Source organism: Sedimentisphaera salicampi, assembly GCF_002117005.1.
In the GTDB taxonomy this organism is placed as follows: domain Bacteria; phylum Planctomycetota; class Phycisphaerae; order Sedimentisphaerales; family Sedimentisphaeraceae; genus Sedimentisphaera; species Sedimentisphaera salicampi.
Genome location: NZ_CP021023.1, coordinates 494,883 through 519,824 on the forward strand (window position 1 = coordinate 494,883; position 24,942 = coordinate 519,824).

Here is a 24,942-nt window from a genome sequence, read left to right on the forward strand (position 1 = left end):
AAAAATGGATTGGCTGAGCAATTTTACAGATCCCTTTTTTCTTTGGATGGTAGCGGGGATAGTTCTGATTTTTCTGGAGTTCTCTTTCCCCGGATTTATCGTAGTGTTTTTCGGTATAGGGGCAATTCTAACAGCAGTAATCACTCAGCTGCTTTCCGGATTTGTTACAGTAAGCTTCACTGCGCAGATGATAATGTTCACAGTCTTTTCAGTACTGAGCCTTATTTTCCTGAGAAAATACGCCAAGCGAATGTTTTACGGCGACCAGAAAAGCGGCGGCCTGAACGACTTTAATGAAGACGATTTTACCGGCAAGATTGTAAAGGTTGCAAAAGATATTAAACCTGGTGTTACAGGCAAAGTTGAATTTCAGGGCAGCACATGGAACGCTTCAAGCAAGGAGCGTATAAAAGCCGGCGAATATGCTGAAATAATCTCGCACGATAACCTCACTCTGAAGGTAAAAAGGTGCGTAGAAGAATAACTGTCAATATTTCTCAGGAGTATTTTAAATGGTGAATCAGATTATAATAGCAGATGTCTCCACAGGCGGATTACTTGCTTTCCTATTCGGAATTCTGGTCGTTATTGCCCTTATCAAGACAGCAAGGGTTGTTCCCCAGAAAACCGCATTCATAATTGAAACCCTTGGAAAGTACAAAAAAACCCTCAGTGCCGGTTTCCATATTCTTATTCCGTTTATCGATAAGGTTGCATACAAGCATACCCTCAAAGAGCAGGCGATTGACGTGCCCCCACAGCAGTGCATTACTAAAGATAATATTGCCGTTGAGGTAGATGGGGTGCTTTATCTGAGGGTTATCGATGCAGTAAAGGCATCTTACGGAATTGATAATTATCATTTTGCCTCCATCCAGCTTGCCCAGACAACCATGCGAAGCGTTATAGGCAAATTAGAGCTCGACAAAACCTTTGAGGTTCGTGAGGAGATAAATCAGACAATTGTTGATGCAGTTGACAAAGCCTCCGACCCTTGGGGAGTGAAGGTTACAAGATATGAAGTGAAGAATATCATTCCGCCCCAGAGCATTAAAGATGCTATGGAAAAGCAGATGCGAGCTGAGCGAGAGAAGAGGGCTATGATAGCTGAGTCTGAAGGTCAGCGGCAGGCTAAAATCAATCGTGCTGAAGGTGTAAAGCAAGAGTCTATAAGCCTCAGTGAAGGTGAGAAAATGAAGCGAATCAATGAGGCTGCCGGAAGGGCTTCCGAGATCAAGCTCGTTGCTAAAGCCACATCCGAAGGTCTTAAGATGATTTCTACTGCAATCAACGAACCCGGCGGTTCTGATGCTGTTAACCTTCGTATTGCTGAGCAGTATATAGGGGAATTCGGCAGGCTCGCCAAAACTAACAACACAATGATAATACCAAGCGACCTTGCAGATATTTCAGGATTTATCAAAACTGCTTCAGAAGTGGTTAAAAACCAAAATTTTACTCCGAAAAATTCAGATAACCAGCAGAACCAAAGAAACAGAACCTCAAAGAAGAGCAGCTCAGAGGGCGAAAATCAAGGATAAGATTAATTTTCAAATCAGCTCTCCGGTAAGGCTTCTGAGCATATGGCCGGTAACTTTAACATCATAAAAACGGCCGAGCTCTAATCTCTGCCTTACGCCTACGATTATCGGGTAGCTGCCCGGATGCCGCAAAAATGTTACGTTTCCCTCATGGGTTTCTGCAAGAAGGCCGTATAATCTATGGCCTTCGGGGAAAATTTTCTCGAGCATTGGAAGGTCTATTTCTTCTCGAATTTTTCGACTCCATGCGGAGTAAAGGTGTTTGTTTTTCCGAAGATATCTATCCCCAGCCACTTCATAGAGCCTTGTTCCCGGGAACGGAACAACCTGCCTTATGTTTATCCTGCGAACGAACAGATCTTTCTTGAGCATATCTTTTAGGGCTTGAAAGTTCAGCTCAAGCGTTCGCTCCGATTCGCCTTCAAGGCCGAGCAGAATATTAATCCCGGGCAGGAGTGCGGGCATTCCATTATCTCCATAACTCCGCCCGCATTCGTTAATTATCTCTATCGCTTGAAGGGTATTCTCAGGAGAGCTGTTTAGGTTATTGAGGCGGTAAACCTCAGGGTCAAATGTTTCTGCGCCCATTGCAGCAGTGCTGCCGGGTGTTAGATATTTAACAAAAAGCTCAGTAAGCTCTTTGGTTACAAAAGCAGGGTTGGCATTGTCAATATGAAAAACCGAAGGCTCGAGAGCCTTTATTCCTGAGAGAAGCTGCTCTAACTTTTCGGGGCTTGATTTCATATAGCTGTAAATGCAGGACTGCTTGCCGAGCCTGAAGCGCGCTGCACCGTTTTGTGTTAATTTTTTAACCTCTTCAATAATCAGATCAGGCTCCCTCCAACAGAGCTGCTGCTTGAGAGGCTCGGTGCAGAAAGAACAGCCGCTCTGACGTGAGCACCCTCTGCCAGTTTCTATTTCGATAATTCTTTCAGCAGTTATTTGTTTGAGAACATCTGCCCCTTTTGTGAAAGCGGGCTGCATTTCTCTGTAGTCAGCAAATTTATATTCACGAATATGATCGAATATCCCTCTATCAGGCAGCTCAGCAGCAAATCCGCCCATTTGCTGAGTACCGATTGAAGCGGCAGGGCCTGTGAGTATTTTGGTGGCCTTGAGGGGTTTTAACAGTTTTGAAATTTCTTTGAGTCCGGCAGGCTGGGCTGAGAGGTATTTGCCCGGAGTTTGCAGGCCTGCAACAACAATAATCTGATCTGCAGAGCTGAGCAGCTGTTTCGCTTTTTCAGGGCTTCTGGTTCGGTTTAAAAGATCAATTCGTGTTTTAGCTGTTGGAGGATCGAGTTTGCTGGAAGTTAGCTTGATTTGCGCAGAAAAAATTCTCAAATCGTCTATTGTGAGATATTCCGCTTTACCTTTAAGCTCTCCGAAAACTATCCTTGGATGCGTACCTAAAAATGGAGGCACCCCAAGACCGGCAGGTTCGTCGGTATAACAGTCTATGATTACTCTTTTTCTTGCCATAAGAGCTTTTAAGCCCCTTTTCCGCCGCCGAATAAAACCAGCTGCAGACGCGGGCAAAAGGTGTATCCAAAACCAAGGCAGTATTGAGCCACTTCAGGAGCCTTGAGCTGATATTCTTCAAATGTAGAAGCCATTGGCATAAGCATCAAATCTGCCCTCCCAACCGCCGAAATCTCTTTCACTGCCCTGCCGGCTTCAAGCACATCCTGTAAATCAGATACTACGAATTTTATCTGAGAGGAATACTCCTCTATCAAACCTGAGATAATCTCGGGGTAGAAATGCTCGAAGTTTTTTTCTTCATCGTTCTGTGCGTTGCTAAGCTTCGGGCTTATGCTCATAAGATCCACTGCCAGATCACCTGCCGGCAGTATCCCGCTTGTTTCCAAGGTAATATGCGGGCTGATTGCTCGGAGACCGTAGCACAGATCAGCTAAATCCTCCTGTATTAACGGCTCGCCTCCAGTGATAACTACATTGCTGCCATCTCTTGCATCAGCTCGGCGAAGAATTTGAGCAACGCTCATCTCTTCACCTGCATCAAAGGATTTGGCGTAATCAGTGTCGCACCAAGGGCAGTTCACCGGGCAGCCTGCTGTGCGAATAAACAGCGATGGAACACCTGCAAGACGCCCTTCCCCTTGGATAGAATAGAATATTTCACTGATTTTCATTTATGCGTGCCTTAACAGATTTTGAGATAAACCGGGCAGCCTCTGGAAAGATTTGCTCTAAACATTGCTCCCAAGAATCAATAGCATTTTTCTCATCAGTTTCAAGAATCGGTTTTTTTGCTCTGAATGTTTTTGAACTTACCGGATCGGCGTTTCTTGTCGATATGAATATCTTCAGTTCTATTACAGCTTCCGGTTTCAGAGAGTTTACAAAATTAGCATAAAATTCGTTAATTATGCCGGTGATAATATACTCGCTCTTTACATTATCGGGCTGAACATTGAATCCGCTTGAATCAAGCCATTGGGTTAGACGGTTTTCAACCATTGAACTTTTGGGTGAAATGAATTTTCTGTAATGATCTATTTCATAAACGCCTTCCGCTTTTCTGTATGTAAAGTTTTTGTAATCAAAAGCATCTGCTGTATGGAAATGCCCAATATTTATCGGAACTTGCGGAGCATCAGCGATGCTTTCAGGAAGGTCCGGTTCAAGCAGATACAAATCTTTTACGCTCATTGTTTCGTTTGCGCACCCGCAAATAAAGACGAATGTAAGAATAATAATCAAGTGTCTCATTTTAGTACCTCAGACTTTTCAGGAGGATTAGAAAAAATCACCGTAGAAGGCTGCTGATTTATCTTCTCGGCGGTATCATTTAGTTTATCTGTAAGTCTCTTGCTGTTGTCGATAAGCTTTTCAATGCTGCGTGAATTTGATGCTGCCATCGTTCTTATACGGGTAAGGGTGTTTCTGAGTTCTTGGAGAAGCTCCGGAACAGTAACGCTTTCAGTCTGGGACTCTTTATATTCTAAAAGTACGTTTGCATTATTGCAGAGCTCGTCGAAAGAGGCAACACCTTTATCAAACTCATTTGCGGATGCCTGAATTTTTTCAAGGGTGTCAATAGCAGAGTTCTGAAGCTCTTTTAATTCTCCCGCTTTCAAAGACTCATCTAAATCCGCAATAAGATTCCTTGCATTCTCTGAAGTACTGGTTAAATCTTCTGTGAGAGTGATAAAATTATCTGAAAGTTCTTTTATCCTCGCATCATCAATAGCCTGATTGGTTTTGGCGAGAAGCGAATTAAGCTCGTCAGAAATATTCCCGAACTCTACTTTAGAGAACTCTTTCATTATATCCTCAGCCTTGGAAAGAAAGCTGTTCATCATACTTTCAGTTGAAGGGATACATTTATATTCCGGCTCCCAGGAATACTCCAAAACGGGATAGTCTTCTGCTGGAGTGAAATAATCAACATCAAGAAAGGAGATTCCCGTAATGCCCTGCGCAGTTACGCGAACACGGAGATTAGTTTCGGAAAGATTGTCTTTATCCAGAAGGCTTTCAGGGGCTTTTTGCGGGTCCACAGCAGTTACAACGCGAACATATTTGCCGTATTTATTTATCTGCTCGTCTTTGAGCTGTCTGCTGTAAACCTTGGAGGCAAGATCTATGCTTTCAACTCTGCCAATCTCAACGCCTCTGTATTTCAGTGGCGAGCCAACACTTAATCCCTGAATGGACTCATCAAAATAAGACTCCATCCGAATCTTCTTGGCGCCCACAGCTCCTGTGCCAAATACCACAACCCCTACAACAAGCAGCAGCGCTGCTGTTAATAAGAAAAGCCCTATGTTAAAATAATTCGGCTCCCTCGACATATCTCCCTCAGCTTATAAACTTAACTTCACGTTCTCGGAAACACGGGGATTTATACTAAAGTTTACTTTCTAATTTGCAATAACTTTTTTAGTTTTAAGCAATATATTAACCATAAAAAAACAGCGATGCAAGTCTGCACCGCTGTCCGAAAGTCTTTTTTAAGCTGAAAGCCTAAAGCGTGTAAAACTCAATAATCTTTGAGAAGTCCACATCAAATGGAAGACGGACTTCATCAAATTCAGGAAGCCTTGTGATGGAGGCCTTCATATTACCAGTGTCTGAGGCAATCCATTCAGGCACTGAGAGCCCGAGCGAACCGGCCTCTTCTGCGGCCTGCTGAACGAACTTTTTGCTTCTTTCTTTAACCTCGATCACATCGCCCGGCTTCACTCTAACCGATGGAATATCAACCCTGCGGCCGTTGAGTCTGAAATGTGCGTGAGATACCATCTGTCTGGCCTGCCAAATAGTTCTTGCCCAGCGAAGCCTGCGTACTACATTATCAAGCCTTGTTTCCAGAAGTGTCTGGAAGACTTTATCTGAGGCATCCTTGGAAGATTCAGCCAGTTTCATATACCTTCTAAGCTGGTTGTTCTTCACATTGTAGTAGTAGGCGATTTTCTGCTTTTCTTTAAGCTGAACGCCGTAAAGAGTAGGCTTCTGCCTCCTGTAGCCGTGCGCTCCCGGGCGGTTGGTTTTCTTCGGGCTAACGTGCTTGGGCGTTTCCGCTACCGGCACACCAAGAGCCCTGCTGAGCTTTACTTTTGGTCCTGTATAATTTCCCATAAATTCAATCTCCTTCAAGATAAGTTCTGCTTACGGGCGGGAAGCCCTTTTCTAATTCAGCCGTTTTTTCTCGGAGCAGAACTTCCGATTACTTCGGCACAACGAAAAAGAGGATTTTATTATTTAACCAAGGAAAAACAAGCATTTTTTTGAAAAAATAACAGATTGAAACGCCCTACTGGCTTTTTAAAGGCAGCCTGAACCGATGCAGCTGAGCCACCTGTCAGAGAAAATGAGCAGATCATTCAAATTAACCTCTGAGTCTCCATTAAAATCACCTAAATAATTTTCCGTCTGGTCTGCATCTCTCCATTTTTCGGAGATCAGGAAGTAATCCTGCATATCCACTGCGCCGTCCGGCTGGCCGGCAGGGCCTGATATATCCGCCTTAAGGCAATGCTCTGAGAAAGCTTCGAAAACCTGAAATTCATAAATTCGAACCGCCGGGTCTGTCCCCTGTGTCGGGGCGGTTATGTGCAGCCTTACGAAACGTATCCTTTTAGGCTCATCTAAAACTGCTCTGGTTATACTGCCTGAATTCTCTTCAATGCAGAGAATATCCTCCCATCCGCCTTGTCCATCTTGATTTGCCTGAATACAGAAATCGCTTGTATTCCAGCTTTGATATTCGCCTCCAGCTGCGGCATGGGCAATCACAAATGTGTCCACATCGTAATAATCGCCCAAATCAACTGTAAGCCAATGAGGCTCTATGCGTCCTGAACTGGCGCACCATTTACTGTTGCTTCGAAGAGAACCGTCAACCGCCAGTGCGGGGTGTTCTCCGCTGATATAGCTGTCTGCAGTAACTTGCTTATTCAATGCCAGATTTGACCGCTCATGCGGGAAGTTTTCCGGGTTGGAAACATTAAGTTTGAACATCTTCTCCTTTACAGTTCCGCAAGAATTCGTGCAGACTGCGGTATAAACACCCGAATGCATCAGCAAAGCAGGCTCGAAAGTGATGCTTTTCTCGGAAGATGTAAATCCGTTAGGCCCTTTCCAGCTGCAATGTACTGCGTCAGTTTGAGCCTTAAAACTTACTGCATCCCCCACCTCTGCATAGCAGACAGAGGATTGAGCCCAATCACTGCTGCCTGTTTTTACCAAAGGGGTAATAGAATGTACCGGGCATCTGTTTGTAATCTTCAGAGAGGAAGCCCTGTTACCCCATCCTTCATAGTTTAAGCAATTATCGCTGAGAGATTTAGTGAGCGTTTCGCCGCTGAAATTGCCGGCATCGTACAACTTGACAGAACAATTATCTTCCAGAAGAAAAGAGGAAACAGAATTATTCAATACTCCGCGGAATTTCAGGTCATCAAGTGAATAGCTGCCGTAATCAAGCCCTAGAGACCACCCCTGATAGCCGCAGCTGTCAAAAAGAACAGCAGGATAAAACTGGGCTGCGCCTCCCTGAGTCCTGGCGAGAGTCCAATACGCTCTTGCAGCAGAGGCTTGGTCTATAAGGTCGTCAGTGAAATCCCCGCTAGTGCTGCTCCAGTCTTCTGGATATCGTCCTTCGGTTTTACAGTTATCGTGAAGAAATCTCAGATAGCCGGCTGCAAGATTTATCCATCTTTGATTTTGATCAACCTCATAAAGATCAACAAATGCATTTGTCATATCATGTCCGCCCCATTTGCCGGTTTGATGTAGGGCATTAGTACGAGCGTTTATCATTTCAGTTTCAAGTGCATAAGCCATATTCTTGGCCTGCCTCAGGTATTGCTGGTCATCGGTGATCTTATAAAGCTCAACAGCCGCCTGCAGAAATGGTGCAGTGTCATATCCGAGCTTAACATAATCTAAAGTGCCGTTACAATGCACGCCTTCATAAAATGTGCCCCTATCAGACTGTAAACCATAGTCAAGCGCCCACTGATATATTCTAAGCCCGTTTTGGAGGTATTCGGCTTTGGATGTTTTACTGTAGAGCACTAAATTTGCAAGGCATACCGGAGCTGTTGAGCATGTTCTTGTTCCGCAAGTGTTAGATTCGTGCCAGCGAATCCCGCCGCTTGGAGTGTTTGCAGTGCCGTTTTCGAATTCCATAATAAAATCCATAGCCTGCTCAGATCGCTGAATATATACATCATTTCCGGTAATATCATAGAGCTCGAGCATTGCAAGAACAATCCATGCGTTATCATCTGTATATCTATCCCCGCAGCCGCCTGCTGAAGCATTATAAGCAGAAAGCCCGCCTGAGGTGCACCAGTAGTTTGTCTGGATTAAATCCGCAAGGGCTTCTGCTTCAGCAAGATAGCTCTGATCAACCCTTGCCGCTGCTGCTAAAGCTCCGAAAACGATCCCCTGCCCCCATGCATACGCAGAAGTCCTGTCAGATAGCGTTTTGCAGTATAGGCCGTTTGGAAGTCTGAAATCGCCCTTGATTTTTTTCATACTTTCCTGACCCCATTCGCGGAGCCTGCTCTTTTTGAGTGCAAACGCTTCATCACAAAGCAGATTGACTGAAGCAAAAAAGATAAAACCTGTTAAGATGACTTTTTTCATTCATAACCCTGCTGTTATCAGTAATAATTAAGTGCAATTATCAACAAATACAAAAAACACTGGCAAGCTGTTCTTTGAAATGTTAAATGTAAGCTTCCCGTTTCATCCGTAATTGAGCTTGGTGTATTGTTATGTTGTTTATAACAGGCATTCTAGCGATAAGCTCATTTTTGACAAATATAATTATTATATTAGAATTGCGTTCTCGGCGAACGAGGTAATTATGTGTCTACGACTGCTTTATTGTTTAATTCGGGGGCATTCAGCTTTATATGTACATCTTAGACTATCTTATATTCGGCATTTATATGATTTGCGTTTTGGGGGTTGGATTTTACCACTTCTTTAAAAATAAGAGCTCTGAAGATTACTATGTAGGCAGCAGGTCTATCAAAGCATCGCACGTTGGTTTTTCGATCGTGGCAACAGATGTAGGCGGAGGGTTCTCAATTGGTCTTGGCGGTGTAGGATTTGCAATGGGTCTATCGGGAAGCTGGCTTTTATTTACCGGTCTGATAGGCGCATGGCTTACTGCAGTGTTTGTAATACCCAAGATCAAGAAGCTCGATGAAAAGGAAGGGTATCTTACGTATCCGGACTTCCTTCGCTGTAAATACAGTGACAAGGTTGCACTGGCAGCTGCATTAATATCTGGAATCGGTTATCTCGGATTTACCGGTGCTCAGATGCTTGCAGGCGCCAAACTCGCCTCTACCACAATTTTGCAGAAAAACCCATTCGACATGGATCCGATATTGTTTTCCCTGTTAGTAATAGCTGTAATAACAGTGGTTTACACCGTTTTCGGCGGCCTGAAAGCTGTTATATACACAGATACAATACAGTGGATGATACTGCTCAGCGGGCTTATCTTCATCACAATCCCCGCCACGCTCTTAGAAATTGGCGGTATTTCAGCATTAAGAGAAACCCTGCCTAAAGAATATTTCACCCTCACCAACATTGAAGCCTCTACATTTATAAACTGGATGGTTACGATAATACCAATCTGGCTTATTGGTATGACGCTCTATCAAAGGATTTATGCCTGCAAAAATGAAAAACATGCAAAAAAGGCTTGGTTTACCGCCGGCTTGCTCGAATATCCTGTAATGGCGTTTACAGGCGTTTTTCTCGGTATGTGTGCAAGGGTGATATATCCTGAGGCAGACAGCGAAGCCGCCCTGCCGATGCTTATCAGGGATGTGCTTCCGATAGGGGTAACCGGTATCGTTATCGCCTCGTATTTCTCTGCAATTATGTCAACAGCGGACAGCTGCATGATGGCCTCCTCTGGTAATTTTGTAAACGACCTGCTCGAAAGGCATATTATCGGAAAGAAATCTCACAAAACATCGGTTAGGCTCTCTATGGCTGCTACATTTGTAATCGGAACCCTTGCAGTTACACTGGCCGCACAGTTCAGCACTGTACTGAACGCAATCCTTTACGCATATTCGTTTATGGTATCGGGGCTCTTTATTCCAACGCTCGGAGCGTATTTCTGGAAGAAATCCAGCTCGGCCGGTGCGCTAGCTGGAATGCTTGCAGGCGGAGTTCCCACGCTTCTGATGCTAACGAAAGTAGTAAAGCTCCCTGAGCCGATTGCAAAATACGGACTCGACCCCAGCGCATACGGTATTTTTCTTTCTGCTGTCTTTTTCATAGCCTTTTCCTTTGCTATGCCAGAAAAAAGTACAGCCAAAGTGTGATAAACTGCAAAATAATCAGAATTATTTCAATTGTCTTATTGACAATCGAGAACGAAAAATCAATAATCATTCGTACTAAAAAGTATTGATATAACAACAGTTAAGGATTTTAATGTCCATAGGCTCAAAAATAGTTTTAGTTGTTGCCTTTATGATAGGCATAAACGTTATAGTTGACATCGGTATTCACAAGGTTGTCTCCGAATCAACGCAGGTTGAAAGCGACAGGCAAAATCTTGAGAAATACCTTATGTGGTATGCGGGAACTATTGAAGAGGACAGAAAACGTCTGCGCAACACAACCCGTGAGCTTGGCGAGCTCAAAGCCACTGCAGACTTTATTAAAAGCGGGGGAGATGAATACAAGGACCTTGTATCGCAAATCAAACAGCTTACAAGACTTGAAAATGTATTAATACTGAATATCAATTCAGAAGTGGTTTATAATTCCGGAGGTGAAGATTGGGGCAAGGTTTTTTCTGAGGAATTCATAAGGGAGAAAAATCTCAACCTGAACAACACCGATACAAGGCGTTATGGACTGACGAAGACATCTCAGGGCATGACTCTGATTTCAGCAGATCCGGTAATCAGTGATGGCCAGGTAGTTGGTACAGTTATAGTATGCGAGCTGTTTGGTAAGAAAATTGCCAGCGAGATATCCGGCAAAACTGGCGACAAAATCAACATTGTCCCTGAAGAAAAAGGCCCGTTCTCAAAGGAACAGAGTGAAGGCGGAATCAATATCCGAAGAAAGGGAGGCGGAAAATTTATAGCACACATAGCTTTGGACGGATTGGGCAAGTCTGAGAAGTATGCGCTGAAGGTTGAAGTGCCTTCTTCGATTGCAGCAAGAGCTAGCACGGCGAACAAAGTAAACATATTTACAAAGATTGTTACCGGCCTTATTACCCTGCTCTTGATTCTTTTTATTGTTTACAGAACAATCGGCCAGAGGCTGGAAACCCTAATCGATCATATCATAAAGATTCGGCACAGCGGTGTTCTTGTGCGAATGATGCAGGAAGAGGGCAAGGATGAGATTGATCTGCTCGGACATGAATTCAACCTTATGATCGAGCGGCTGCAAAAAGATACTGAAATGCGAAAGGCAGCAGAAAGAGATCTGAAAAAATCTCTTGATGAGCTGCGCCGGTTTGCAGACGTTGCCTCTCACGATCTTCAGGAGCCGCTCCGCTCGGTTACAAGCTGCGTTCAGCTTCTTGAAAATCAATACAGCGAGAATCTCGACGAGCAGGGCAAACAGCTCATTGACTATGCTGTTCAGGGGTCGAGAAGAATGAAAGGCCTGCTCAAAGCCCTGCTTTCATACTCCAACATAGGCAACACAGAGCTGGAAACGGAAAATTGCGAGTGTAACTTGATAGTAGATCAGGCAATCAAAGATCTGCAGCAGGAAATAAACGAGAAAAACGCTGAAGTTAAAGTAAGCGACTTGCCGGCGATTAAGGGCGATAAAATGCGTCTGCAGCTCTTATTTACTAATCTAATTCACAACGCAATAACATACCAGCCGGAAGGGCGAAAACCGGCAGTTCATATTGAAAGCAGAAAAACGGAAAATATGTGGCGGTTTGAGGTTCGTGATAATGGAATCGGGATCGAGAAGCAATACTACAACCAGATCTTCATCGCCTTTAAGCGTCTGCATACCCAGCAGGAACACGAAGGCAGCGGTATAGGGCTTGCAATATGCAAACGTATTGTTGAACAGCACGGGGGGAAAATCTGGGTGAAATCAGAGCAGGGAGTTGGCTCAAGCTTTTTCTTCTCACTGCCTGCCTGATTTGATGCTTTGGCGATAGTATCTTTTCGCCTCAGGCATAAGGTCTTTTAAAGCCTGAATCCTTTTTCTGTCGCAGGGGTGTGTACTCATAAATTCAGGGGCAGCCGAAGAATTCTCCGACATCCTCTGCCAGAAATCAACAGCAGCTTTCGGATCGTAGCCTGCCATAGCCATAAAGATAAGGCCAAGATGGTCTGCTTCGTATTCATGCTTTCTGCTGTATGGAAGCATAATCCCGTAATGACTTCCTATAGAAAAGGCCTTCATAAACCCCTCACCAGCCCCGCTTTTACTCAAAGCATAACCGCCGAGATTTAAGAGAGTCTGCTGGCTCATCCTTTCCGCTCCATGTTTTGCTGCGGCATGAGCTATTTCGTGCGATATCACCACGGCAAGCCCTTCTTCATTGCGTGTTTTTTCAAAAATTCCCGAATATACCATCACCTTCCCGCCCGGCATTGCCCAGGCGTTGGCCTGTGAATTCTGGATTACATTAAATTCCCAGCTGAAGCTTATTTGCTGATTGTTTTGAATAAAGTACCTCTCAACAGCATCTCTTATGCGAAAACCAACCTTTCTCACCAGTTTCACCTGCTGCTGATTCTGATTTATCGTTGGTCTGTTTTCGCTTAGAAACTGCTGATACTCCTGGGCAGCGATTGAATTGATTCTGGAATCAGAAACGAAATTCAATCTATCGCGATTGCTAATCGGGACAGTGCTGCAGGCAATCAGCAAAGGAATTAGAATAATCGGCGCAGATTTACAAAATTTACCCATAATTACCCCCTTGTTAAGAGCTGTTTTTAGATATAGTTTCAAGTATCCTCAGATAACTCTCGTATCTCGTTCGGCTGATATCGCCGCTCTGAACTGCTTGTTTAACAGCACATCCTGGCTCGTGAGTATGGGAGCAGTCTGAATATCGGCAGTTTTCAGCAAAATAATCGAATTCTTCAAAATACCATTTCAAATCATCAGGATTCATATCCCAAAGCCCGAATTCCCTTATTCCGGGCGTGTCAATAATCCAGATATTGTTTTCAATCTGATAGAGCTTGGAATTTTTTGTAGTATGGCGTCCGAGTCCTGTCCCGTTATGTACTGAGCCGGTTTGAGCATCCACATTAGGGCACAGCCGGTTAAGGAGCGAGGTTTTGCCCGTGCCGCTGTGGCCAACGAAGACACTTCTCGAAGATGCCAGCGATTTTTTGAGCTCGTACAAACCGGAACCGTTTTCCGCAGAGCATTCCACAACATCAAGCCCTATTTCCTGATAGGCCTTTAAGATCTCCATTTCCTTCTCTCTTGCAGAATCATTAATCAGGTCGATTTTATTTACGCATATAACGGGCTCAACACCGCCCTTCTGCGCCGCTATCAAATATCTGTCTATAAGGCTCGGCCTGAGCTCTGGCCTTTTGATTGCAGCTACGATTACAGCCTTATCTACATTAGCTGCTGTTACGCGCTCTATTCCTGCTTTTGTCGGGTCTGGGCGTGATATGCAGGACTTTCTCTGCTCCACGCTATGAAGCACTGCAGTACCGTGCTTAGAATATGAGAAGTAAACATTATCACCAACAGCCAGATCGCTCTTCTGGGTCATTGAAAATTCAGGGCCAATTATACACCTTACATCGCTGCCCTCGGAATACACCAAACATTCTGCCGGCATCACTTCCTCTATCATTCCGTAATGCTTCTCGCTGTATTCCCCTAAGTCCTCCCTGTGCCTGCAAGTTTCTCTGAGTGTCTGGATCCCCTCCTCTTCAAGAACCTTCAGCGCCCAATCGTCGATGTCCATTTTGGGAGCTTTTTTCTTTTTTTCAAAATTTGTAACATTATCCCAATTGCTGCGGTGATCTATTTTGCTTCTGAATGAGTGTTTCCTGTTCATCGCTCCCACCTGAGAGGCTTTACGCAAATTTGCAGCTCTTTTGTAGAGCTGTTTTTTTTCACTTTCGTTCAGCTTTTTAAGCTGCTGCTGGAAAAATTTGCGTTTGCTTTTTTTCAACCTTTATTACCTGCTGCCTCAATAGCACCCTTTAAAGTGATAGTTCCTTCATACAGAGCCCTTCCAATAACGGCCCCGGCTACCCCTGCCTCTCCAAGTTTAGTAATGTCATCTACGCAGGTAACACCGCCTGCGGCTATAACGGATGAATCCACCGATTTAACAAGATTCGAGGTTCGTTCAAGATTTGGCCCTTCCAGCGTGCCGTCTTTGGAGATATCGGTATAAATTATTGAATTGATTGGCAGCGCAGACGCCTTCCTTGCAAACTCAATAAGCTCCAAGTCTGTGTTTTCAAGCCAGCCGTGAGTTGCAATCTTATCTCCCCTTGCATCAAGCCCCAGAACGAGCTTATCTGGATATTTCTCTGCCATCTGGGTGAACCAGTCGAATTCTCTGATTGCTCTTGTTCCTATTATTATCCTTGATACGCCTGCATCCAGGAGAATCTTAATTGAGTCTTCGTTTCTAACACCGCCGCCGAATTCAACATTGAGCCTGCCTTTGGCAATTTTCTTAACAGTTTTAAGATTTACAGGCTTGCCCTGCTTTGCTCCGTCGAGGTCTATAAGATGAATCCATTTCGCACCGGCCTTTGCAAAGTCTTTGGCCTGATCTGAAGGGTCGTCTTTGTATGTTATTTTTTTCTCATAATCGCCTTGAACAAGACGCACGCATTTGCCGTCGATAAGGTCTATTGCAGGAAGAACATCCATTAAAGTTTCCAATTGCTTAGATTTAGATTTACGCTTTATCAAGCTATACCTCTGCCAGTTTCATCAGGAGCTGCTCTGTTTCCTCCCAGCCGATACAGGAATCGGTAACTGAAACGTTTGGCTTGAGTCTGCCCGAACCAATCTTCTGACTGCCCTGCTCAAGGAAGCTTTCTATCATTACGCCAACTATAGATTTATTGCCGCTGAGCTTCTGCTCTATTATATTATCCAGAACTTTACTCTGCTTTTTGTAATCTTTTCTTGAATTAGCGTGGCTGCAGTCAACAACGATTCCCGAACCGATTTTTTCCTTGCGAAGAAGTGCCTCAGCGAAAGCTATATGCTCAACCTCATAATTTGGGCCAAGGCATCCTCCTCTCAAGATGAAATGGGTATAGGCGTTGCCCTTTGTTTCAGCGAGGGCCACCTGCCCATCAATATTGATACCAAAGAAGAAATGCGGATTTCTGGCAGTTTTAATAGCCTGAGCGGAAGTGTAGAGGCTTCCATCTGTGGAGTTTTTGAATCCAACAGGCATTGAAAGACCGCTGACCATCTGCCTGTGGATTTGCGATTCGCTTGTTCTTGCTCCAATCGCCGACCAGCTAATAAGATCAGTAAGATACTGGGGTACAATTGGATCCAGTATTTCTGTGGCTATCGGGATACCTGCATCGAGAATCGAAAGCATAATCTTTCTGCTTAAGTGCAGACCTTTCTTCATATTGTAACTGCCGTTGAGTTCTGGATCGTAAAGCAGGCCCTTCCAGCCTATAGTCGTGCGGGGCTTTTCAAAATACGCCCTCATGACTATGAGGAGCTTGTCTTTTGTTTTTTCCTGAATTTTGGCAAGTTTTTCAGCATATTCAACTGCTGAATCTTCATTATGAATAGAGCATGGGCCTACTATGGCCACCATCCTCTTATCAAGATGAGATATAATATTTTTTAAGCTTTTGCGTGCATTCAAAACTACATCCGCCTGCTTCTGAGTTATTGGTAAGTCCTCTCTCAGCTCTCGTGGGGTTGTAAGCTCTCTTAATGCTACGATATTTACATTATCAGTTGCTCTCATTGTATTTTCCTAAAAAATTTCAAACCAGTACATCCAAGCAATAAAAAAGGCGAGCCTGCAAATCTGCTGGCCCGCCTTTATATTATTTATTTATTGATTTCAGTCAACATTTCCAGCAGGCACCTCAGAGGCAAGATAAGCAAAGTCTTGATAATTAACAACACCGTCGCTGTTAAAGTCTCCCGGGATACCTTCGCCTTCTGCGAGCCAGTTATCAGCAAGCAGGAGGAAATCTGAATACTGATCTACCTGCCAGAGCAGCTCTGGGTAGGCGTCTGAAGTGAAGAACCAGAGGGAGCTGTCCCATCCTGCCGACTGATATATACCGCTGCCGGTCATCTGACTGTGGGGGTATCCGGCGCTTCCGGCTGAATCGCCTGCCCCAACACCGTAAGCAGAATTGTCGCTGTTGAATATGCAGCCTGAGAGGGCTTCAGGAGAATCGTTAATGTTAGCTCCGGCAAGAGCTCCCAGTATATTATCGCCCGATACGTCTGTTACGCTCTGAGCAGTGTAGCTGTTTGAGAGTGTTCCTTCGTTTATGCCTGAGAGGAAGCCTGCAAACACTGCCACTGCATCTGCATTAATGGTTCCCTCGGCATAGCAGGATTCTATATGCCCTGAGTTAAACCCTGCCACCTGAGAAACTGCATCAAGATCACCTTCCGCTGTCATCAGGCAGTCTGCAAAACATCCTGCAATTGTTCCAGCGGCCTCATTTACAGCTGCTATCGCACCTGCATTGTTATATTCGCCGGCAATTGTAATATTGCCCATTGCCTCGCACTGGCTTATAAGGCCTTTATTTACGGCTGCAAGAGCACCAGCGTTTGCTTCTTCGGCTGTAATGTTTATGTTTACATCCTCAAGGGTGATCCAGTCCAGAGAACCCTCATTTACGCCAAACAGCCCGCATAAACCGTTTTCAAGGGCATTGCAGGTGAAGCCGGAAATCGCATATCCATCGCCGCTGAAATCTCCAGTGAACGGCACTGATTCATTGCCTATAGGTGTAAGAGCAGCTTCGGAGATGTCGATATCTGTTCCAAGTGCGAAGCTGTATTTCCAGAAACCGTTTTCTGCTGCGAGTTTTTCCATATCTTCAGCAGATGATATCACGAACGGATTGGCATCCGTTCCTGCTCCGCCGCTGAAGATTGTCCATGTGAATTCAGGATATCCGCTTTCAGCGGTGTACCAATAGTCTTCTTCGCCGTTTGCTGTTTCATCAATGTAATCCCAGCCCGCTGCTTTGAAATTGGCTTCTTTCTTCATTTCAGAATCAGAGAGGCCTGCAGCTCCAGGGCTGGCCTGTCCGCCCAGCTCGCTGTTCCAGAAACAGCTGTTTACTTCTGAAGAGCCGGCAAGCGTAGTATAGAATCCGTAGAAAGTACCTGTGGATCCGGAATCAGCAAGACTGCTGGTGTAGCAGTTTTCAATCAGTGATGCTGCTGCCCCGTCTGTAACAGTTCCAACGAAGCCTGCACTCTCTTCAGAATAAAGAAGAGTTCCTAAGCTAACGCAGCGCCGGAGAGCCGCTCCTGAAACGGATTCTGCAAACCCGTAGGCTTTTGTTCCTTCAACGTCTGCTATCGCAAAAACATCCTCGATTACCGCATCGCTGAGCTGTACAGCAAAGCCGGCTGCCGAATCGGTGTTAGAGGTTACGGATGAATTATCAATTCCCATATTCTTAACACTGCCTGTAACAGCCGCGAAAGGTGCGGTTTTGCCATCTTCAACTACATTGAGATTGCTGATAACTTTGAAATTACCGTTCATTTCGCCCGCAAAAGGCATTGAGGCAGAGCCGACAGAGCCCACAGTAAATCCTGTCATATCGATATCATTCAGCAATACATAGTATGCATTGAGCTGGAGGACAGATTCAGTTAGATCAGCAAAGTCCTGCGGAGTTTCAATCAGATAAGGTGCATACTCTGTTCCGTATCCGCCTGAATATGTAAACAATACTTCTATCTGCTCGGAGGCAGACCAGTTGTTAGCTTCGTCTGTCTCGACAACAGTATCCGCAGAATCAACCATCGCCTTTAGATAGTATGCAGAATTAACGGGCGGTAGATCGAATGTAAATTCGCCGTTATAACTGCTTCCCTGAGCCAGAGAGCTGAGCACTTCTTCATCAAGGAGCTCAGCATTCTGCCAGTCTCCTTCTGTTTCACTGTAATATAGCGATACTTTAAAGTTTTCAGCAGGAGCATTCCCTTCGCAGTCTGCCGAGAAGCCGAGTGTCTGCTCATTGCCCTCGTAGGCGGTTATCATTCCCTCATCTATTGCTGCGGTAAGATCTATCTCTTTAGGTACAGTAAGCGTTACAGTTTCGCTCCAATTGTTGGTTTCATCTGTCTCGTCTATCGCTTCTGCATTATCAACCTTAGCCTTGAGATAATAAGTACCGGCAGAGGCAGGAGAAGAGAAGCTTACCTGCATAGTCTCGCTGCCGCCGGCAGTAACGCCGATGATCTGGTCGCTGTAAACGATATCAGAGGCCTCAAGAGTATCCCAGCCGGAATCCTGATCTGAGATATATACTGCGGCCTCAAAAGCTTTTGAATCTGAGCTGCCGCTGTTAGATGCGGTAATATCGAATTCTACAGCTCCGCCGCTTGGAACTTCAGCTGATTCAACTGAAGAATCTGCGGAAAGATCAACATCAGGCTTAATTTCAAGCTCAAAAACCTCAGACCAGTTGTTCACCTCGCCTGTTTCTTCAATTGCCGAGCCGCTGTCTGCTTTAATTCGCAGGTAAACAGTTTGTGCTTCAGTTTCGGTTACAGGGAAGCTGAAATCAGCATTAGCGCTTTCAGGAGCAGCCAGCGATGAAACCGTGATAGAATCTGAAGGGCTGAGAGATTCCCAGTCATCAATTGGGCTGGAAGATTTGTAAATCTCAACATCAAACTCACCGGCAGTGTTAACACCCAGATTAGTGATCACAGAGCTAACATTCACATCCCCGTTTAGAAAAGCGGATGTCCCGCTTTGGGGGTAGTCAGTTACTGCCAGATCAATATTTGGAAGAACGTTGAGAGTTATCACCTCATCTGAGAGGTTGTTTGTTTCGTCAAACTCATCAACCACAGCACTTGAATCGGCCTGAGTTTTCAGGAAATATTCGCCTGGAGTAACAGGGGCAGTAAACTGGAAATTACCGTTCGACGGCTCGCCTGCAAGAACGAAACTTTTCTCGAAACTGGCTGCATGCTGAGCAGAGCCCCAATCCCCGGAAACATCGGAAAGCAGAAGCGATGTTACAATCTTCCCTGATTCCGGAAGAGCTGTATCCGTGCCCATATTTGTTATTACGCCCGGAACATTAACCTGCATTCCTGCAGGACTGCTTATTGGGCTTGTTAGATAATCAGCAAACGAGGAGACAAGATCAATCTTTTCTAGAACTTCAAGCTCACCTGCAAGCTGTTCGTTGTTGGAATAGTCAACTTCCTCAACTGCGTGATCCGGATTAACCGCCACTTTCACCTGATAAGTTCCTGCTGTATCAGGAGAAAAACTGAAGCTTACCTGCTCTGAGGAATTTCCGGCAAGGGCTATGACACCCTCTGAAGCAACTTCAAACCAGCTAGTATCCGCCTTCTTTAGATAAACTTTTACATCAAATGCTGAGGCTTCGCCGGTTCTTCCATTCGATACAGTTATGCTGAAATCTACCGATTCACCTGAATAAACCTGTCCGAGGCCTGAAGGCACATTGGACAGCGTAAGGTCAACTACCGGAGGAATATCTACAGTAATATAATCTGGCGTCCAGTTGTTATTTTCATTTGCCGGCGCAGGAACTTCCGCTGCCTCACCGGCTGAATCAGTAAGAGCTCGGAAATAGTAGGTGCCTTCCTGTTCAGGCAGGGTAATATCAAATTGTTCATTTAATGATGCCCCTGCCTCAAGCTCACCGCTGGACACGTCAGCAACCGCTGCTGCTGAGCCCCAGCTCTGCGGATCTTCGCTCATATACAGGGTGGTAGTAAATGAACTGCCGGTCGCGCCGCTTCCGCTGTTTGTTACTGTAAATGGTATAGAAAGGCTCTGGGAAGGTTCAGCTCCGTTTATAACTGAATCACCTGTGAATTCAGCAGTGAGGTCTATGGTATCTAAAACTGTAACCCCGCCTGTATCCCAAGTGTTGTTGTTTTCGCTGTCTTCCGGAACCGCCTCGCCTGAATCGGCCAGTATTCTAAGCTGATATGCACCTGCCTGTTCAGGTGCGGTATATGTAAATTCTTTAGAGATATTCGCTCCCGCTGAAAGAGATGAAACCGAAACTGTATCTATATCAGTCCAGTTTACCCCGTCTTGAGAGCTTTGAAGAGCTGCTTCAAACGCTCCTGCCGGATTCTGACCAGTATTTTCAATAGATGAGGTAATCTGCATCTGCTCGCCTGCATAGATATCAGGCAGCTCTGAAGAACCGCTTGGTACTGTCAGATCTATCCCGGAGAGTACTGTTATTTCAATATCGCCTGAATCTGTAGAAGCAGTGGAGAAATTGTTGCTCTCGTCAGATTCGCTCACAGCCTCACCAGAATCAACCATAAAGGCATAATAACCAAGGCCTGCCTGCGTTCCTGAATTAAAGTTGAAGGTCTCAGTAGAGGCAGAGAGCTCCCCTATGCCGCTTATAACCTGAGTACTGATATGTTCTGCTGAAGAGTCTGCTATTGCATCAGGCCAATTACTGACAGGTTCAGATGAATAATAAAGAGAAAGGTCGAAATCTCCTGTAACAGCAGGCCCATCGTTCTCAATCGTAACATCAATACTTGTTGAGCTGTCAGGTTCAACCATCTGCGTTTCAGGGCTAACTGATGTAATGCTCAGTTCCGGCGAGGGAACCACTTCAACTGTAACAGTTTGAGAATAGTTATCCAGCTCGCTGAATTCCAGAAGCTCCTCGTCCCCGTCGCTGTATATTCTAAAGTAAAGCATATTTCCATTATCGGAAGCAGTAAGGGTGAAGCTGCCGTTGTATGAAGCGTCAATTTCGAGCTCAGGCACAGCGACGGAATCAACGTAGCCGGGGCTGCCTTCTGAAATATTGCCCTGAGTACCGAGGATTGAATCCCATCCGCTGTCAACATTGTTATAGTAAACTTTCACTGAATGCGGGAGGGCCGAGGCAGTTCCGTCATTTATCTCTGAATAGCTTATATCAAAGCTGTCTCCTGTACCAACGCTTAGAGATGTTCCGCTGGTAACAGCGGGTTCAAGATTTGGAAGCTGGGGCGGCTGGAAGCCGGTGTCATCAAGCCTCGCAAAATCATTGCCATCCACAATTAGCCAAATATTTTCAAAATCATATCCGGCAGTATTGTATGTATCATACTGCCTGAGCTGCTCGTTTGTCTTGCCTTCAATTCCAACGCTGGCCCCTGAACCAACACCAGTAAGCCCTTCGCCCTTGGTATTATCAAAGAGGCAGCCTGAGAATGCGCCGGAGCTTCTGTCTCCCACAACGCCGCCGCCATATAAATCAAAGCTTAGAGAAGGGCCTGCCCAATAGCATTGGGCAATCGTGCCAGAGGTATTGGAACCTATAATTCCCCCTGTGTACCTTGGGCCTGTAATCTCTGCAAATGAGTAGCAGTTAAGAATATCACTGTTGCTGTTTTCTCCAACAATACCGCCTGCCTTTGATGAAAAAGAGCTACCAGCATTCAGAACACCCGCAGAAGCACTTTCACTTATCTGGGATGAATTTTTCTGCTCACCGACAATTCCGCCCACCATAGAATCACCTTCTATATTAACAGAAGAGAAACAGCCCGTGATGGTGCCGCCAGAATTATAGCCGCATATACCGCCGATAGAATCATCGCCGGATACGTTCACTGTATTAGGATCTGCAAACTCAGACTTAACAGCTGAGCAGTCTAAGATTGAGCCGCCGTCATTTTCGCCGCATACAGCACCAACATTATCAGTACTGTCTCCAGCCTGCACTAAAGGATCAACCAGAAGTATATTTTTCACTTCTCCGCCTGCACCTATTACCCCGAAAAGGCCTTCTCCTGTTGTGCTTAAGCCGCTTATCTCGTAACCTTTCTGGTAAATGTAACCGCCTAATACAGTAAGGCCGCCAGATGAAGTTCCTCCGTCAAAGCTTCCGGTGAAAGGTGTGCCTGAATCGCCGATTGTGATATCAGGAAACCCCGACAGATCCAGATCAGAAGTAACGATGAAATGGGATGACCAGTCTGAACTCTCTTGGGAGAGGTTGAAAAGATCTTCTGCGGTAGAAATTTCATAAGGTGCAGAAGCGCTTCCGTTTCCTCCGCTGTAAGCAATAGCTCCAGCATTGAAAACCATAACCAAAGCGAGCGACAAAACAACGATTCGATTCATAATTTCACTCCGTTTTTGAGACAATTTTTATCAAAACTAATACTCAGGTATTTTATCATTCTGCGGCTTAATAACAAGAATTAATACCGCTAAATCGCCAAAAAAGTATGCAAGCCGGCAGTTAATGCTCCGCAAAAAGGTATGAAACAGGGAATTTTTAAGGATGAAAACTAAAATTATTCAGACTGCTTTGATTGCAATTGTCCCGCTTCCTCGACAGACGCCTTAAATTCAGGGTATAATAGAGGGCTTGGATTTTGATCGCTGTCTTCGTTTTTCCCCATAAATTTGCCGCTGAATACAGATCCCAAGCACCACATCTTGCTGTCTTCGGTAAACTTTTTAGCTCCCATATCACAGAATGTCCGCCCTGATGTTGCGAACACATCATATTTTTTGCAGGCATCATAAAAGGTCTTGTACCAGTCTTCAGGATACCATGGACGGCTTTCTCACGAATAAACCTAAAATCCTCCCATAAATGTTTTCTTTCGCGAGCATGTATATGAATATCGAGGCCGTCTATGTTAGTGTTTCTCTTTGCAACTTTAATAACTTCGGGAATTGTCGGGTGCTTGCTGAATGACACTTTGTTAAGTGAACCGGCAAATACCAGAAAATTTCAGCCGTATTTCTTTTTCCAGCCGGCGATTCTGTCAGCCAGCTCGTTGATAAATTGGGCGTAGTCTTTGGAATCTCTTCCAGATGCAAACATTGGCTCATTGCCCATCACGAGTATGCTGATTTTTTCGCCAATATTGTAAGATTTGAGAAATTCCTCAGCAGCAGTAAACACATATTCCATCTGCTGAGAATGAAGCGGCGGAACATCGCCCTTGCAGATATCGAAACGTATCTTAAAGCTTGAAATCAGCTTCAGCCTTCCTTTTGATTTGTCTTTCACAGCAGCAAATTGCTCTGAAGGCTTGTGATTTCGAATAGCATCCAAATCCACCCCGCTTATCTTTCTGTCTTCATCAAGGATGAGAAAGTAATCCATAAAGTCTATAAAAGCACGGACATAAGTAATCTCGTTTTGCTCCATCTGTTCAATAAATTCGACAGGGCGTCCTAAAAATTGATTAAAATTTGCTCCAAGCTCCTGTGATTTCGCTACAGGGGCGAGAAATAATATTGCCGCTGAAAATAATATTATAACTTTCTGCATTTTCACTCTTCGGTCTGTTATTTTATCTATTAGCTCTTCTAATTTGAGACCGTCCCAATTAGTGTGTCTAAAGAAAAAGGGATTCCTTTTCTAAGCTATATGCTTAGTATGTTAAAAAAAAGTCAAATTAAACAAAAAGGAACCCCTATGAAAAGGAATTATAACACAATTTTGGAAAAAGCGGTTGAAGATTTTCTTGCCCACAGCGGGAAAAGTTTGGAAGATGCAATTCGGATTACATTCGAGACTATTCTCAAAGCCGAGCAGGATGAATTTTTGGGTTACGTCAACGGCTGCCGGAAAGACAAATCCACGAGCAACAAGCGTAATGGTTACCGTCAGGCTTTAGTCCAGGGATTGCAATCCACTTTCAGGATAAACATTCCCCGAGATCGTCTTGGTAATTTTCAGCCATTTTTTCTTGATCTGTTAAATTCTCAGAGAGGCAAATATGATAATTTAGCCTTTAGGTTATACAGCAAAGGCCTTACGACTCGAAAGATCGAAGAGATTTTCCAGGAGCTTTTCGAGCAAAATTACTCCAAGAGCAGCATATCTCGCATAACCTCGAATTTCACAGAATACCGCAAGCTCTGGCAGAACAGGCCGCTGGATGAAGACTGGTACATCATTTACATTGATGCGGTAAAGGTAAAGCTTCGCAGGGACAAGGTTTCCAATGAATCGATGTACGTTGCTTTAGGGCTAAAGGAAGACCTAAGTCGAGATGTATTAGGTGTTTACAATATACCAGAAGAGAGCAGCGAAGGCTGGCATTCAGTTCTTAAAGACCTCAAAGAGCGTGGAGTAAAGAAGGTTCTTTGCTTTGCTGCAGATGGTCTAAAGGGTTTGTCGGAAACTGTGAGCAGGGTTTATCCTTCAAGCGATTTTCAACGTTGTCTTATTCATAAGCTTCGCAATGTACTCAGCAAGGTTCGCCAAAATGACAAGAAGGAAGTTGCCTCAGATTTCAAAGCGGTCTTCAAGCTTGAAGATGGCAGCTACCGTTTAGAAGATGGTAAATGCGAGCTGGATAAATTTGTGAAGAAATGGGCAAAGAAGTACAGCAGTTTTGAGAATATTTTCCCTGAGCAGGAGAGGGATGATTATTTCACATATTTGAAATATCCGACTAAACTGCATCGTATGATGTACACCACCAATTGGATAGAGGCTCTTAACAGGATAATCAGGAGAACCGTTAAAATACGCTGCAGCTTTCCTACAGAAGAAAGTGCGTTGAATCTGATCTGCGCCCGTTTAATGGAGCACAGTGAGACGAAATTGATGAGGTATAAAGTTACGAGTCTGTTTGCATGCAAGGATGAACTTGATACAATGGCAAAAGAAAGGCGGAAAATTTCACCTCAGGGTACCCTGAGGTGAAATAAGGAGCTAAG

The 24,942-nt window shown here is 44.7% G+C and carries 17 protein-coding genes; 5 read left to right on the top strand and 12 right to left on the bottom strand.

The genetic code is table 11. The annotated features are described in order from the left end of the window. Window positions 1–4 precede the first annotated feature (4 nt). Both STSP1_RS01875 and STSP1_RS01880 read left to right on the top strand, forming a co-directional pair. Entirely contained in the window at window positions 5–484 is a 480-nt protein-coding gene (locus STSP1_RS01875) for an NfeD family protein (protein WP_085754723.1), read from the top strand. Between the two features lie 28 nt (window positions 485–512). Continuing rightward, window positions 513–1,541, top strand: coding sequence for an SPFH domain-containing protein (locus STSP1_RS01880; protein ID WP_085754724.1), 1,029 nt, complete (start codon window positions 513–515; stop codon window positions 1,539–1,541). Window positions 1,542–1,550: 9 nt separating this feature from the next. Here STSP1_RS01880 and STSP1_RS01885 read toward each other — a convergent pair whose 3' ends face one another. The 6 genes from STSP1_RS01885 to STSP1_RS01910 form a co-directional block, all read right to left on the bottom strand. After that, window positions 1,551–3,023, bottom strand: coding sequence for a radical SAM protein (locus STSP1_RS01885; protein WP_085754725.1), 1,473 nt, complete (start codon window positions 3,021–3,023; stop codon window positions 1,551–1,553). A gap of 8 nt (window positions 3,024–3,031) precedes the next feature. Next, window positions 3,032–3,697 (bottom strand): 7-carboxy-7-deazaguanine synthase QueE, encoded by a 666-nt coding sequence (locus tag STSP1_RS01890; RefSeq protein ID WP_085754726.1) that lies wholly within the window; start codon window positions 3,695–3,697, stop codon window positions 3,032–3,034. Further along, entirely contained in the window at window positions 3,684–4,277 is a 594-nt protein-coding gene (locus STSP1_RS01895; RefSeq protein ID WP_085754727.1) for an ABC-type transport auxiliary lipoprotein family protein, read from the bottom strand. Before STSP1_RS01895 ends, STSP1_RS01890 begins: the two co-directional genes overlap by 14 nt. Beyond that, window positions 4,274–5,362, bottom strand: coding sequence for an MlaD family protein (locus STSP1_RS01900; protein WP_085754728.1), 1,089 nt, complete (start codon window positions 5,360–5,362; stop codon window positions 4,274–4,276). Before STSP1_RS01900 ends, STSP1_RS01895 begins: the two co-directional genes overlap by 4 nt. Before the next feature lie 172 nt (window positions 5,363–5,534). Further along, on the bottom strand, window positions 5,535–6,149 hold the full coding sequence (gene rpsD, locus STSP1_RS01905; protein ID WP_123806948.1) for a 30S ribosomal protein S4: 615 nt from the start codon (window positions 6,147–6,149) through the stop codon (window positions 5,535–5,537). Window positions 6,150–6,335: 186 nt separating this feature from the next. After that, complete coding sequence (locus tag STSP1_RS01910) at window positions 6,336–8,555, bottom strand: glycoside hydrolase family 76 protein (RefSeq protein ID WP_161491559.1); 2,220 nt, start codon at window positions 8,553–8,555, stop codon at window positions 6,336–6,338. 383 nt (window positions 8,556–8,938) lie between these two features. Between STSP1_RS01910 and STSP1_RS01915 the strand changes: the two genes are divergently transcribed. Beyond that, the gene (locus tag STSP1_RS01915; RefSeq protein WP_085754731.1) at window positions 8,939–10,378 is read left to right on the top strand and encodes a sodium:solute symporter family protein; all 1,440 of its coding nucleotides are present in this window, start codon (window positions 8,939–8,941) and stop codon (window positions 10,376–10,378) included. Window positions 10,379–10,490: 112 nt separating this feature from the next. Then, the gene (locus STSP1_RS01920; RefSeq protein ID WP_085754732.1) at window positions 10,491–12,185 is read left to right on the top strand and encodes an ATP-binding protein; all 1,695 of its coding nucleotides are present in this window, start codon (window positions 10,491–10,493) and stop codon (window positions 12,183–12,185) included. On the opposite strand, the gene STSP1_RS01925 is transcribed toward STSP1_RS01920, so the two are convergent. The 6 genes from STSP1_RS01925 to STSP1_RS01950 form a co-directional block, all read right to left on the bottom strand. Beyond that, window positions 12,171–12,965, bottom strand: coding sequence for a M48 family metallopeptidase (locus STSP1_RS01925; RefSeq protein WP_085754733.1), 795 nt, complete (start codon window positions 12,963–12,965; stop codon window positions 12,171–12,173). The two genes, STSP1_RS01920 and STSP1_RS01925, sit on opposite strands and share 15 nt — an antisense overlap. A 13-nt stretch (window positions 12,966–12,978) precedes the next feature. Continuing rightward, window positions 12,979–14,202 (bottom strand): ribosome small subunit-dependent GTPase A, encoded by a 1,224-nt coding sequence (rsgA, locus tag STSP1_RS01930; protein ID WP_085754734.1) that lies wholly within the window; start codon window positions 14,200–14,202, stop codon window positions 12,979–12,981. Next, window positions 14,199–14,918: a 1-(5-phosphoribosyl)-5-[(5-phosphoribosylamino)methylideneamino]imidazole-4-carboxamide isomerase gene (gene hisA, locus STSP1_RS01935; RefSeq protein WP_085754735.1), complete on the bottom strand. Its 720-nt coding sequence runs from the start codon at window positions 14,916–14,918 to the stop codon at window positions 14,199–14,201. Before hisA ends, rsgA begins: the two co-directional genes overlap by 4 nt. 43 nt (window positions 14,919–14,961) lie before the next feature. Further along, on the bottom strand, window positions 14,962–15,993 hold the full coding sequence (locus STSP1_RS01940; RefSeq protein ID WP_085754736.1) for a 3-deoxy-7-phosphoheptulonate synthase: 1,032 nt from the start codon (window positions 15,991–15,993) through the stop codon (window positions 14,962–14,964). 99 nt (window positions 15,994–16,092) lie between these two features. Next, entirely contained in the window at window positions 16,093–22,374 is a 6,282-nt protein-coding gene (locus STSP1_RS01945) for a CARDB domain-containing protein (RefSeq protein WP_085754737.1), read from the bottom strand. 622 nt (window positions 22,375–22,996) lie between these two features. Beyond that, window positions 22,997–23,542 (bottom strand): hypothetical protein, encoded by a 546-nt coding sequence (locus STSP1_RS01950; protein WP_085754738.1) that lies wholly within the window; start codon window positions 23,540–23,542, stop codon window positions 22,997–22,999. A 147-nt stretch (window positions 23,543–23,689) separates the two neighbouring features. Between STSP1_RS01950 and STSP1_RS01955 the strand changes: the two genes are divergently transcribed. Next, complete coding sequence (locus STSP1_RS01955; RefSeq protein WP_161491560.1) at window positions 23,690–24,928, top strand: IS256 family transposase; 1,239 nt, start codon at window positions 23,690–23,692, stop codon at window positions 24,926–24,928. Window positions 24,929–24,942: the final 14 nt, after the last annotated feature.